The organism is Halanaerobium sp. (assembly GCF_003070835.1).
Map to the genome: position 1 here is coordinate 1 of NZ_QBLR01000089.1, position 13,173 is coordinate 13,173.

A 13,173-nucleotide genomic window follows, 5' to 3' on the forward strand; every position below is an offset into this window, starting at 1 on the left:
ATCTGCTCAACACCCCCTCATGACCCGTGAGTTTATGGTGTTTATAAATAAAGGCAGGTCTTCCGGCTCGGTTCAGTTAATAATCAGCCTTCCCAGTTTTCCCAGTGGCAGTTTTGATTATCTTTAAACCTTACGGCGGCGGGACCGCAGAGGTTTTTCACCTCTTTCCCGTTTTAATCCAGCCAGTTATTTTTGCTGTTAACGCTAAAATAATGACTGAAACCCTTATTTAAAACTATTCAATTTTTAATTAACTATTTTTATCTTAATACATCTGTCAGCAAATCACAAATATTTTACTTTTAATCTCTAAACAAATTTAAAGCTGAGCTTCAATTAAAGCTTAATTTTCTTTAAAATACTCACTTTTTGTTTTGAAAAAGATTCTGCGATAAATAAGCTTAAGCTAACTTTATTCATTACGGCCTTTAACCGCTACCGAGCCAAAATAAAATAGAGCTGCTGTAATAATAATCACTGCTCCTGAGGGCAGGTCATAATAATAAGAAAAAGTCAGACCGCTGAAGGAAAAAATTAGACCAAAAGCAACTGCAAGGCCCATAATCTTCTTCAAATCATCTGTATATAATCTGGCTGCAGCCGGAGGTGCAGTTAAAAGTGCAATTACCAGCACTATCCCTACAACTCTGATTAAAATTACAATTGCCAGGGCAATCATAATAAAAAGAAAGTTTTCCAGCAGAGTTGATTTCACACCTAAAACTCTTAAAAACTCTTCATCAAATAAATAAGCTTTCCAGTAATTAAACAAACTCACTATAGCAAGCAGCATAAAAACTGTCAGGGCTCCCATCAGCCAGACATCGATTCTTCTAACTGTCAGGATATCACCAAATAAATAAGAAGAAATATCAGGTGGATAACCGGGTGTAAAACCAATAAATAAAACTCCAAGGGCCATTCCCAGGGACCAGAACATACCAATTAAAGTGTCTGAGCCTGTTCCAATTTTACGACGGATAGAGGCAATTGCCAGAGAAGCTCCCACTGCAAAGGCAAAGGCTCCATAGATAGGTTCAATATTTAAAAGATAGCCAAGTCCAATTCCACCAAATGATGTATGAGCTATACCTCCACTCAACATCACCAGCTTCTTTTCGACAATAATTGTCCCAATCAAACCACAGGCAATACTGGCCAGCACCGCTGCCGCAAAGGCATTCTGCATAAAATTATAATTCAAGACTGCTTCAATCATTATTCTCCTCCTCTCCGTGTGGTGCAAATACATGGTGAGGATGACCGTGAGCAATCAGATCAACCGGACAGCCAAAGACCTGTTCTGTTGTTTCCTGATCCAGATGCTTATCTCCATGATGATATAATTTCTCATTCAGGCAGGCCAGACTGTCAAAATAAGAAGAAACTGCTGCCAGATCATGAGTAACCACAATAATAGTCTTATCTTTATTTAGTTCTTTTAACAATTCATATATCTGCGAGGTAGAGCTAGCATCAACATTTGCGGTAGGCTCATCTAAAAGCAGTATTTCAGGTTCTACTGCCAGCCCCCTGGCAATCAAAACCCGCTGCAGCTGGCCACCTGAAAGTTTGCCAATCTGCCTATCTTTTAAATTCAACAAATTGAGCTGATCTAATACAGCTTCAGCCTTCTCTATATCTTCTTTCTGATACTGATGAAAAAATCTGACTCTTCCTCCCAGTCTGGCCATTAAAACAACATCCAGCACACTGATTGGAAAACTGCGGTCAAAATTAGAAATCTGAGGCACATAGCCAATCTGATCAATAACCTCATTTAGAGGCTGTCCTAAAACTTTAACTTCTCCTTTTTGTGGTTCTATCAGACCCAGGATAACCTTAAGCAGAGTGGTTTTGCCACCACCATTTGGACCGATAATTCCCAGAAAAGCTCCCTCAGCAACCTCAAGATTAATATTTTTTAAAGCTTCTACATTACCGTAATTTACAGAAACATCATCTAATTCTACTGCATAAGTCATTACTGATCATCTCTCTGAGCAAGCTCTGCTGCCATCTTTTCGGCCATCTCTTTTAGATTTTGGATGTAGTTCTCAGACAGCGGATTTAATTGTACAATTTCTCCACCCAGTTCTTCTGCAACTGCTCTTGTTTTTCTGCTGTCAATTTCAGCCTGATAAAAAACATTTTTTATTCCTTTTTGAGCAGCATCTTCTATAACTTCCTGCAGATGCCGGGGACCAGGTTCCTTACCTTCTTCCTCAATGGCCATCATTTCCAGACCATAATGCTCAGTAAAATAGCCAAAAGAAGGATGATAAACTAAAATTACCTCACCCTGATGTGGACTTAGTAACTCTTCATTTTCCTGATCAGCTGCAGCCAATTTTCCCAGATAGCTTTCAGTATTAGACATAAATTCTTCTTTATACTCAGGTAATAATTCTATTAACTGATCCCTCATAATCTCCACCATAGATTCCACTCGAGCAGGGGAAAGCCAGATATGCGGATCACGTCCTTCTTGATGGCTGTGACCGTGGTCAGCATCTGTTGAATTTTCTTCTACCTCTTCAACTTGATGATCATCTTCTCCGCTAAAATAGCGGTGAGGATGCTCAACTTCTATTTCTTCAAATAACTTTACAACTCTAAGCCCAGTCATTTCCTCTGCCCTGGGTAAAATATTCTGCATATCTGCAGGTACTCCCATCGAAAAATAAAGGCTGGCCTGATTAAAAGCCCTCATCTCTGCCGGAGATGGCGCATAATTCGAAGGACTAAAGCCCTTCGGAATCATTGCTACTACTTCCACTCTCTCATCAGCAATTGCCTCGACCATTTCTATTTGCGGCACTATTGTCACTGCCACTGTTGTCTCTGCAGCTACTGCTGAAAATGGTGCTGCAAGTAATATGATTAAAAATAGTGAAAGTGAGAGAATCTTTATTTTTTTATTCATTTTCATCACCTCATTTTAGATTCTAAACTATAGTTCTAATTAAAAGCTGCAGCAGGCCAAAGATTCCTCCAAACCAGCCGTACTGTTTGAGGTGGGCAAAATAGCGACCGGCAAAACTATCAAAAACTTCTTCAATTTCTGCTGGATCCATTTTGCGAACTTCTTCAGCTGTCAGCTTCTTTAATTCTAAACTTTTAAGTAGAGCTTCCGAATTAGCCTTAAAACTATCCACTCCACTTTCTATAAACAACTCCAGCAGATATTTTAAGCTTTCTCTTTCCAGATTCTCTTCTAAAAACTCTGCCCCGGCTGTGATATCTGCTGCTGCCTCATCTAAAATCAATTTATTTAACTCAGGTTCCTTAATTAATTCTGAGATATTATTTAATATTTTCTTAAACTGCTGCTCATCCAGCAGATCGGAAGAAATTAATTCAAGCTCTTTAAAAAGTCTCTTTAATTCCTGATTAACCCCTTTAAGTTCAACTTGACTTAAAAGCTGCTCCATCTCTGCTTTAATTAAATTTTCTGCCAGGAAATTTTTCAATTTCAGCAGCAGCTGTAATTTTTGTTCCAGATTTAAATGCTCTTTAATAAAATATTCAATATTAGCTGCTTTGATTTCCAGTTCCAGGGAGAATAAATCTTCATTTTTTGACTTCAAACTCTGATCCAGCAGCTTATTTATCTCATTCTCACTTAAATAAAGGACTTCAGTTATTAAATTTGATCCCTGACTGGAAGCAAAAAACCCTCTTAAAAGCTGACCTAAATCAATCTTCTCCCTGTTGAAAAGCTCGCTATTTCCAACATTTTCTATCAGATCAAGATAAAGATTTTCCAGCTTGGATTTTTTTTCAACAAAATACTCTTCTTTTAAACGCCTAAAGACTCTTTTGGTAACAGAATCAACAAATTCATCCAAATCAGCCATATAAATGGCTCCTGAAATTAGAGTGTTTTTTAAGAGCCCACCCTTTTTCTCTTTTTCCGCCTCAATAATCGCATCTTTTTTGAAATTAATCAGTTGAGCTGCTCTTTCTTCCTTTTGAATTAAAAACTCTAAACTCTGATCCAGATAGTTATCGGATTCTGCTTTTAAAACCTCTATTATTTTTGCTTTTAAATCATAATCAATTTTAGTATTTAAAAGTTCAGGCACAATAAGGCCGAAAAATGGATAGAGCTCTTTATTCTTCAATAAATTCTTTAGCTGAGCTGAATTAAGATTAAATTTATATCTCCCGGCCGCAGCTGCAGTTAATTTTGTCAGATCAAGTTTTGAAATTAACTGTTCCTGCATTCCAGAAAAGTCTGATTTATGATTTAGATAGTCTCTGATGACTTCTGCAAAATTAACCCCAGATATTTTTTTATCCAGATACTTATTTAACTTCTGATTGAAAGGGGCTGCTGCTTTTTCTAAATCATCAGCTTTAAGCTTTAAAACTAGCTCATCTATTTTAGCCAGAGCCTCAGCAGCCAGCAGCTCATTGTTCTCTTTGATCAGCTCAAAAAACTGCTGATAATTATTCTGGTCAAAATATTCCAGAATAGTTTCTTTTATCTGGCTGCGGTTTTTTTCGATAATTTCTGCCGCAGAATCTGCTTTAAGCAGCTCTTTTTCTACAAATTTACCCATCGAATCAGCAAAACGACCTCTATTTTTAGCTACAACTCCGGGGGTAAATGGAATTCCAACACCTGCAATTTTCTTTTCCTGGTAGGGATGAAAAATCATCCAGATGGCCAGCACATTTGTCAGCCAGCCAACACCACCATATAAAACGGCAGAACTCAAATAATTAAGCCAGAGAGGTGCAGAATTAAAAACTGCCGCCTCCGCACCACTGAGAGAAAATATGAGTCCCGCTGCTGCACCTAAGACTGCACCTAAATAAGTTATTGGCTTTAATTCCTTACCCATAAAGTCCTCAATTGCCTGCTGAACTTCCTGGTCAGAAAGCTGGTGTAAATTTGCTGCTGCAGCCTGGGCAACCCGACCTTCTATTAGCTCAGGTAGATTATTATAAAAGAAAGCTGTAATTGAATCAGTTAAGTTAATAACAGTTTCTTCGCCTTTTAGTAATTGATAAAGTTCCTTTAATTCTTTGTCAGCAAAATTATTTTCTAGTTCTTTAAAATAATCTTCAGCCTCATATTTAAAACTTTCCTGATTGGCAGTTAATTCAGAATTGAGCTGGCTAAAAAATTCATTATTTAGATGCTGACTCAATTCAGCTGTAATAAAATTGCTCTGCTTAAGCTGCTGATAAAGCTCTTTAGAACTTTCTCTGCTTTTTTTAATTACAATATCCTCAGTAATCAGATCTTCTACTTTAAAGCCTGTCAGGTAGTCAAAAATTACACCTGCTGATTCTTCTGAACTGCTTAGTTTTTTGATTAAAGAAAAAATAAACTCAATTATCTTTTCTTCAACCAGCTGCTCCTGAAAAATATCTTCTGAAAATAACTCAATCACTTTCCTATTTTTATTTTCCTGATAGAAATCCCAGATAATATTTTCTAAATTAGAAGCCTGATCTTTAAAATCAATACCGGCAATAAACCGCTTTAACTTGAAATCTTTAATTTCTGCTAAAGCAGAGTCTGCCAGCTTCCAACTCTCAGAACTTAATTTTTCCGAAAGAGAGTTTTTAAGATGAGTTACAGGCAGTCCATATTCATCTATGTTTTCTTTATATTTGCTGTAAATCCCCTGCCTGCTCATGGCCTTAAAACCTGTGCTGGCCTCAATTTCTGCTTCTACAGACTCTAAAATTAGACTGTTTAATTCTTCTGATTCATCCTCAAGCAGCTCTATGATCTTAGATTCTGAACTGCTGAATAACGCAGCCAGATCTTGCAGTATATTTTTTTCCAGCTCTTTGCTTAATAAATCTGCAATTTTTAAATTTGAGTTATTAATTTCAATCTTAAAATTGATTAAAATCTCTCTCAGAGCCTGCTGCAGAAATTTATTCTGTTTTAACTCCTCAAGCTCCTCTTCACTTTTAAAAAGATCACTAAGTTTGACTTCTTTAATTTCCTTCAGTAAAGCGCTGGTCAGGGAATCAAGGTTAAAAAGTTCTTTGAGCTGTTCTTTAAATTCTAATTTATCTGCCTGATCTAAATTCTGATAATTTTCATCAAAATAACTGATCACTTTTTTGATAAAATCTTTTAGCTCAAGCTTAACTTCACTGCTTAAAAGCTGGTCCAGACTTTTAGCTTTTATTTCCTGATAAAGTCCAGCCGTGATTTTTTCTAAACTATTTTGATTTTCTGCCTCATCTATACTTTTAAGATAAAGCTGCTGGATTATTTTTTCAAGCTCTGATTGAGAAATTATCTTTTCCAATTTTTCTGACTCCAGATTTTCCGTACTTTTCTGAAGCAGATCGACTGCACTACCACCGAGCAGTGAGGAAAGGAGTCCATAGTTTTCCTTCCAGGCTGGAATATCACCTAAAACATTTTTCTTAGTTCTTCGGTCCAGATAAACATTTAGAAAATCACTTAAACTTTGAGAAAAGTTTTGCTTAAATTCCGGCCGCGAAAACTCCTCCTCCAGAGTATGATGATTAATCAAATCTCTTTCTACAAGCTCGGAGATACTGTCAATAAATTCATCTTTGGTTTTAATTACCACTCCCCCAAGTGGGCCGTACTCTTTGAAAATCATCTTTAATGCCAGGTTGTTAGTTAAATAGCCGGTTACCGCTCCTGTTCCTGCTGCTGAAATAATTGCTAATAAATCTAGAGCCATTTTTTCCTCTTAAAATAAACAAGTTGGATTACTGCAATCACCAGCATCAAAAGCATCACAGCAGGATAGGCTATTTTTTGTTCCAGCTCCGGCATATATTTAAAATTCATTCCATAAACTCCAGCTATAAAAGTTAGGGGGATAAAGATTGTTGAGATAATAGTTAAAAACTGCATAACTTCGTTCATTTTGTTGCTCTTATTTGAAAGATAGATATCCAGCAGGTTGGAAAGCATATCACGGCCGACATCAATCTCATCCATTAACTGACCGATATGGTCATAAACATCACGCAGATAATAGTCAGTTTCCTTAGATAAAAGTGATGACTCAACCCGATAAAGATTGCCAAAAATCGTATTAAGAGGCCAGATAGTTTTCCGCAAAAAAATGATTTCCAGTTTCAAATCCTGAATAATCTCCAGAGTGTCAGGACCCGTCTTGGCTGCTACAACAAGATCATCAAGCTCTTCTAAAACCTCTTCATTTCTTTCTAAAATATGAAAATAATTATCCACTATCGCATCTAAGAGAGAATAATATAAATAGTCTGCTCCTTTTTTTCTTATCTGGCCTTTATTCTCTTCAATTCGAACTCGAACTGGATTAAAATCATCACCATGAGCTTCCTGAAAAGTAATCACAGAGTTCTCCAGCAGAATTAAACTCACCTGTTCTGACTGAATATATTCTCCCTGGTAACTAAGCATATCTAAAATTGTAATAATATAATTATCAAATTCTTCTTTTTTAGGCCGCTGGCGGGTATTTGTAATATCTTCTAAAGTTAAAGGATGCAGCTTAATTGCTTTACCAACTTCCTTAACCAGCTCTACATCATGAATTCCAGTAATGTTAATCCAGTTAACCTGGTCAGCTGTCAGTAAATCCAGCGAAAATTCTTCCACACTCTGCCGCTCGACACCAGCTTCATTAAACTGAATCAGTTCAATTTCAGCATCAATCATTTTTTCTATGCCGTGTAAGGTTCCAGGAGTATGCCCAATTTCACTGGATTTAATTCTCGAAAATCTTCTCATATTCAACCTCCTACTCTATTTTTGGGATTTAAAAAGTTAAATTATGTAAATTATTATGCTAAAATTTAATAATAATCATTTTTAATATCCACAATTTGTGGATAACTTGTTGGTAACTATGGTCATTAATCCACATCTTTTGTTAATTAATTGTTAACAACTGTGGATAAAACACCTGTTTTGTGGGTAAGTTGTGGATAACTTGATAATTAACCCTAGTTATCCACTTAGTTTTCACTTCCTAAAAATTTAATAAATTTATCCACAAGCTCTGGATCAAAAACTTTTCCCTGATAGTAACTCAATTCTCTAATTATTTCGTTATCCTCTAAAGCTCCAAAATAGTATTTGTCTTTAAATAAAGGATAATACAGGTTTGAACTCAGATTGCTGTAAAAATTAACCACCGCAAAGAGCCGACTTAAAAAAGGAATTTCTTCTCCTTTTAAACCTTCTGGCCAGCCGCTGCCGTCAAAATGTTCATGATGGGCTAATACTAAATCAGTTATTTCTGCTAAATCATAATAATAACTCACAAAGTTAGCAGAGATAAGCACATGTTTTTGATATTCATGCCACTCTTCTGGGGTCAATTTTTCTCCTTTTTTTAAAATATTTTTATCTAAGGCCAATTTTCCAAGATCATGATGTCTGGCCAGAAGCAGAAGCTTTTCTTTTGTTTTTTGATTTAATTTAAAATAATCTGCAGCTTTTTTGGTTATCTCCAGGAGTTTATCATTCTGTCTCAAACCTTGATAATTATTTTCCCTGACAGAGTCCATTAATGAGGAATAAAAATTGCTTTCGCTGCTTGGTTTATATTTATTTAAATTTATTTTTGTCACTCCATCATTAAAAAAATCATGAGCACTTATTTGATCATTAATTTTTACCAGTGACACTGCAGCAACATCAATATAAATACCTTTAATATTTATTTCAGCAACTTTCTTTTTTATATGATTAAGGGTTGTCTCTATCTCTCTCCCGCTCTGGTTTTTTAAAATTACAGCAAAATGATCGGCACAAAGGTGGGCTGCAATATTATTATTATTTGAAATTTGAGCCAGAATAGCAGCAATTTCTTTTAAAATTTGATTTCCCTGCTGATAGCTAAAAAATTTATTTAACAGATGAAAATTTTCAACATTAAGCAGAATTAAGGCTAGATTATCTTTTTTATTTTTATTTAACTCAGTAAATAATTGGTTGAAATACTGCTTATTATAAAGCCCGGTCAGTCTATCATGTCGTTTAATATAATCCAGTTGCTGCTGTTTAGCTTCCATATCAGTAATGTCATAGGAAGCTCCCACGATTTCTTCCACTCGTCCATTTCTGACTACCGGATATAAAGTGGTCTGCCATATCTTTTTACCTGCTGGGAATTTAATTGTTTCCGTATAATTAATTCTCCTTTTTTTGCGCAGACATCTGCGGTAATTTTTCTCTAATTCCTGAGCAACACTCTCTTCAAAAATTTCTTCCGTTTTCTTTCCTTTTATTTCTTCATTACTTAGGGCTGTTAAACGCTGATGAGTCCCATTAATCCTCTTATAATAAAAATTTTCATCACAGTCGACTTCTATCAGAAAAATTGCATCATGTGTATGATCAATAATTGTTCTGTAATCATTTAATTTTTCCTTTTCTTTTCCCAGTTCCTTATTTTTAATTTTCTGTTTTAAAAGAGCTAAAAGAAAGTTATCTTTAAAAAACTTATAATCTTCTCTTTTTCTAATTATAGAAAGCAGATTATCAACATTACTCTGCTGGAGATCAATTTCTTCTCCGGGGGCAGTTAGCAAAATTACTCCCGTATTAGAAAATTCTTTTTCCGCCAGAGTAATTAAATCCAGTCCAGAAAAAATCTCGCCAATTGAATTTTCAACAATTAAAAGATCAATATCTGAATTTTGATAAAGAAAGTTAACAGCCTCTCGGTTATCATCAAATTCCTTTACCAGTTCAAATTCCAGTTCAGATATCTTTCTTTTGGCCCGATTAAGATAAGATTTAATCTTATTTTTTTCTATAACATCATTGATGACTATTACTATTTTTAACAATTATATTCTCCTCTGTATTAGTTTCTATATATATATACACTTTTATGATTTATGAATCGAAGCCGGGTCAATATGGACCAGTACATCTTTAACATCATCACTATTGTCAATAATTATATTCTCTACCTGACAGGCTATATTATGGCCTTCAACTACGGAAAGCCGGTCCCTAACTACAATTTTTAAATCTACAATGTAATTGGGGCCATAACTCCTCAATTTAATATCATGAATATCAATTACTCCATCAATAGAATCTGCGAAGTCTCTAATTTCTTCTATCTTTTCTTTAGCAGGTCTGCCGTCCATCAGCTCATAAGATGTATCCCGCATAATTTCGTAACCTACCTTTAAAATTAAAAAGGCAACTACCAGGCCAGCCAGAGGGTCCAAAAATCTAAAGCCCAGTTTTGCACCTCCGATACCAATTAAAGCAGCTATCGAAGAAAAAGCATCTGAACGGTGGTGGTGAGCATCAGCAATCAAACCACGGCTGTTTATTTTTTCCCCAATCTTGATTGTGTAGCGGTAGAGAAGTTCTTTTACAACAATTGAAATAAAAGCAGCAACTAAAGCCCAACTACCGGGTTCAGCAATATCTCCCTCAAATATTGTTAAAACTGCATCTCTACCGAGAAAAAACGCTGTCAAAATTAAAATTACTGATAGAATATTTGTTCCTAGGGCCTCTGCTTTTTCATGTCCATATGGATGATTCTTATCAGCCGGAGTTTCTGAAAATTTGATGCTGATCATTACAATAATTGTCGATGCCATATCAGATACAGAATGAAAACCATCTGCAATTAAAGCTTTACTGCTGCCGAAAAAGCCAATAAATATTTTCAACAAAGCCAGCAGAGTATTACTGACCAGACTGATTACTGAAATCCTTCTACCTTCCTGATAGCGCATATTTTCTTTTTCCATTATATCTAATCCTCCAGTAAATTAAATTTATTATAGTCTTATATAACTTATTATCAATTATTTACTTTAACTTTAATTATATCAAGTCAACTGCTTAATAGCAATTGCTTAAAATCTCAGCTATTCAATGCTGGAGCTAACTCCATTTCAACAGTAAATTAACTACAAAAAAATTTATATTAGCCCTTGCAGTTGAGTCTCCTCAAGCAATTATACTTTAATTAGAAAATCAAAAGGGGGAAATAAAAATGTTTAACAAAATCAAAAAGTTTTTAGCAATTGAGGACCTTTTCTGCCGCAGACACTGTCAGCAGATGTTAAAAGAAAAAAGAATAATTGAACAGTATAAGTATCTTTATTGAAGTTTAAAAAAGCCTTAACAATCTTTTCCACTATTTGATTAAGTAAATTTATTGTAGTATTATTTACTTAAGAAGTTGTTAAGGTTTTTTTCTGGAGTAATGACTTTTAGTTAGACTTATTTAGTCTTTTTAAAGGAGTAGATCATGTATAACAGTAGAATTGTAGAATTATTATTCACCTTATTTAAAAGCATGAGTGTGATAGTAACTTTTGCCTATATTTTAAGCCGCTTAAACAGTGTTAAACATATTTTTTCGGAAAGCTTTGGCCGTTATGAAAAAATATTTTTAACCGTCTTTTTTGCTGTGCTTTCGATTCTGGGCACTTTTCTTGGAATTATTATTATGGATGCTTATGCAAATATTAGAGCCATTGGTGCTTTAATGGCCGGTCTTTTAGGTGGCCCTGTTGTCGGGATGAGTGCCGGTTTGATTGCCGGACTTCACCGCTTTTCTCTGGGAGGTTTTACAGCTCTAGCCTGTGCTGTAGGAACTACAACTACTGGCTTAATCGGTGGTCTCTTCCATCAAAAATATAAAAAGAATGAAATTGATTTTAAAAATGGATTTTTAATTGGTGCCGCTGCTTTAACTATTGAAATGGCAATTGTCATCATCTTCAGCCGTCCCCTCGATCTGGCTCTGGAGCTGGTCGGAATAATTGCTATTCCTATGATCTTAAGCAACAGCCTGGGAATTTCTATTTTTATCAGCATTTTAAATAAAGTTAAAGAAGACAATCAAAAAATCAGAGCTCTGCAGGCAGAAAAAGTTCTCTCTATAGCTGACCGCTCACTACCGCTGCTGCAGAATGGGCTTGATTCTAAATCAGCTGCCAAAATTATTGAAATGATCAAAAAAGAGAGTCAGGTAGATGCAGTTTCAATTACAGATACTGAAAAAATCCTTGCCTTTTCGGGCCTTGGTTCAGACCATCACCGCCAGGGAGAAATGCTCAAAACTGAAGCAAGCCGTAGGGCAATGCAGGAAAAGAAAACAATTATTGTCGATCAGAAAAAAGATATTAACTGTAATAATCAAAACTGTAAGCTCACTGATGCTGTGATTACTCCCCTCAAAATAGAAGATAGTGTCTATGGACTGCTTAAATTATACAGGAGCAGGGATAAAATTACTGTTTTAGATATCAAACTGGCCGAAGGAATTGCTGATCTGCTGGCAACCCAGATTAAACTGGCCAAGCTGTCAAAACAGGCAGAATTAAAAAGTGAGGCAGAATTAAAGGCTCTGCAGGCCCAGATCAATCCGCATTTTCTCTTTAATTCCTTAAATGCAATTGCTGCTTCCTGCAGGACAAAACCCGAACAGGCCAGAGAGCTTTTAATCAAACTGGCTGGAATTTTTAGAAGAACTCTAAAAAGAGATGTTAATCAGATAACGCTGGCAGAAGAAATTGAATTCTGCCGTGATTATTTAAGTATAGAAAAAGCCCGACTCGACAAACGGCTTGAGGTTGAATGGGATATCGAAGAGGAATTAATGAATACGATTATTCCACCCTTTATAATCCAGCCTTTAATTGAAAACTCTATTAAACACGGAATCCATCCTCAGGAAAAAGGCGGCAGGATCACCATTTCTGCCGAAGAAACTGATGATAATTTAATTATTACTGTAGCTGACAATGGCTGTGGAATCAAAGAAGAAAAAATAGCGGCTATCTTTGCCGGTAAAAATGATCGAATCGGGCTTAATAATGTCATAGAAAGGCTCAATTCCATCTACGGCAGCAGTGCCAATTTTAAAATCCAGGCAAACTCTGAAGCAGGAACAAAAAATATTATAAAAATCCCAAAAGAATTCCTTTTCGAGAGGAGAAAAGCTAACTAATGATCAAAACAATGATTGTAGAAGATGAGAAACTGGCCAGGGAAGAATTAAAATATTTGATTAATAAAGAAGATGATTTTAAGGTGGTTTTTGAAGCTGGTGACGGTCAAAAAGCGCTTGATATTTTAACTTGAATTCGGCAAGTAAAAAGTTAAAGTAGTTCTTTTTAGATTTTTGCCGTTAAAAAATCATTTCAATCTATTAAAATTAAATATTTAGTCTTAAT

The 13,173-nt window shown here is 35.4% G+C and carries 9 protein-coding genes and 1 riboswitch; of the genes, 2 read left to right on the top strand and 7 right to left on the bottom strand.

Annotated elements, in window-relative coordinates; genetic code table 11:
• Window positions 1–34: 34 nt before the first annotated feature.
• Window positions 35–242: riboswitch (cobalamin riboswitch) on the bottom strand.
• A gap of 170 nt (window positions 243–412) precedes the next feature.
• From CI949_RS10305 to CI949_RS10335, 7 genes are all read right to left on the bottom strand, one after another.
• On the bottom strand, window positions 413–1,219 hold the full coding sequence (locus tag CI949_RS10305; protein WP_108139915.1) for a metal ABC transporter permease: 807 nt from the start codon (window positions 1,217–1,219) through the stop codon (window positions 413–415).
• Complete coding sequence (locus tag CI949_RS10310; RefSeq protein WP_290766036.1) at window positions 1,212–1,985, bottom strand: metal ABC transporter ATP-binding protein; 774 nt, start codon at window positions 1,983–1,985, stop codon at window positions 1,212–1,214. The genes CI949_RS10305 and CI949_RS10310 overlap by 8 nt, the downstream gene beginning before the upstream one ends.
• Window positions 1,985–2,926, bottom strand: a complete 942-nt coding sequence (locus tag CI949_RS10315; RefSeq protein WP_290766039.1) for a metal ABC transporter solute-binding protein, Zn/Mn family — start codon at window positions 2,924–2,926, stop codon at window positions 1,985–1,987. Before CI949_RS10315 ends, CI949_RS10310 begins: the two co-directional genes overlap by 1 nt.
• Before the next feature lie 22 nt (window positions 2,927–2,948).
• Complete coding sequence (locus CI949_RS10320; RefSeq protein WP_290766041.1) at window positions 2,949–6,695, bottom strand: DUF445 family protein; 3,747 nt, start codon at window positions 6,693–6,695, stop codon at window positions 2,949–2,951.
• The gene (gene corA, locus CI949_RS10325) at window positions 6,686–7,735 is read right to left on the bottom strand and encodes a magnesium/cobalt transporter CorA (RefSeq protein ID WP_290766043.1); all 1,050 of its coding nucleotides are present in this window, start codon (window positions 7,733–7,735) and stop codon (window positions 6,686–6,688) included. The genes CI949_RS10320 and corA overlap by 10 nt, the downstream gene beginning before the upstream one ends.
• A 227-nt stretch (window positions 7,736–7,962) precedes the next feature.
• Window positions 7,963–9,804 (bottom strand): HD domain-containing phosphohydrolase, encoded by a 1,842-nt coding sequence (locus CI949_RS10330; protein WP_290766046.1) that lies wholly within the window; start codon window positions 9,802–9,804, stop codon window positions 7,963–7,965.
• Window positions 9,805–9,846: 42 nt separating this feature from the next.
• Window positions 9,847–10,734, bottom strand: coding sequence for a cation diffusion facilitator family transporter (locus tag CI949_RS10335; protein WP_290766048.1), 888 nt, complete (start codon window positions 10,732–10,734; stop codon window positions 9,847–9,849).
• Window positions 10,735–11,240: 506 nt separating this feature from the next.
• Here CI949_RS10335 and CI949_RS10340 point away from each other — a divergent pair.
• Window positions 11,241–12,947: a LytS/YhcK type 5TM receptor domain-containing protein gene (locus tag CI949_RS10340; protein ID WP_108139927.1), complete on the top strand. Its 1,707-nt coding sequence runs from the start codon at window positions 11,241–11,243 to the stop codon at window positions 12,945–12,947.
• A complete protein-coding gene (locus tag CI949_RS10345) occupies window positions 12,947–13,081 on the top strand; it encodes a response regulator (protein ID WP_133531257.1) in 135 nt (44 codons plus the stop codon). The genes CI949_RS10340 and CI949_RS10345 overlap by 1 nt, the downstream gene beginning before the upstream one ends.
• Window positions 13,082–13,173: the final 92 nt, after the last annotated feature.

Coding starts and splice junctions, on each gene's coding strand:
- CI949_RS10320 (WP_290766041.1), bottom strand. CDS start 6,695: ATGGCTCTAGATTTATTAGCAATTATTTCAGCAGCAGGAACAGGAGCG.
- CI949_RS10305 (WP_108139915.1), bottom strand. CDS start 1,219: ATGATTGAAGCAGTCTTGAATTATAATTTTATGCAGAATGCCTTTGCG.
- corA (WP_290766043.1), bottom strand. CDS start 7,735: ATGAGAAGATTTTCGAGAATTAAATCCAGTGAAATTGGGCATACTCCT.
- CI949_RS10315 (WP_290766039.1), bottom strand. CDS start 2,926: ATGAATAAAAAAATAAAGATTCTCTCACTTTCACTATTTTTAATCATA.
- CI949_RS10310 (WP_290766036.1), bottom strand. CDS start 1,985: ATGACTTATGCAGTAGAATTAGATGATGTTTCTGTAAATTACGGTAAT.
- CI949_RS10335 (WP_290766048.1), bottom strand. CDS start 10,734: ATGGAAAAAGAAAATATGCGCTATCAGGAAGGTAGAAGGATTTCAGTA.
- CI949_RS10340 (WP_108139927.1), top strand. CDS start 11,241: ATGTATAACAGTAGAATTGTAGAATTATTATTCACCTTATTTAAAAGC.
- CI949_RS10345 (WP_133531257.1), top strand. CDS start 12,947: ATGATCAAAACAATGATTGTAGAAGATGAGAAACTGGCCAGGGAAGAA.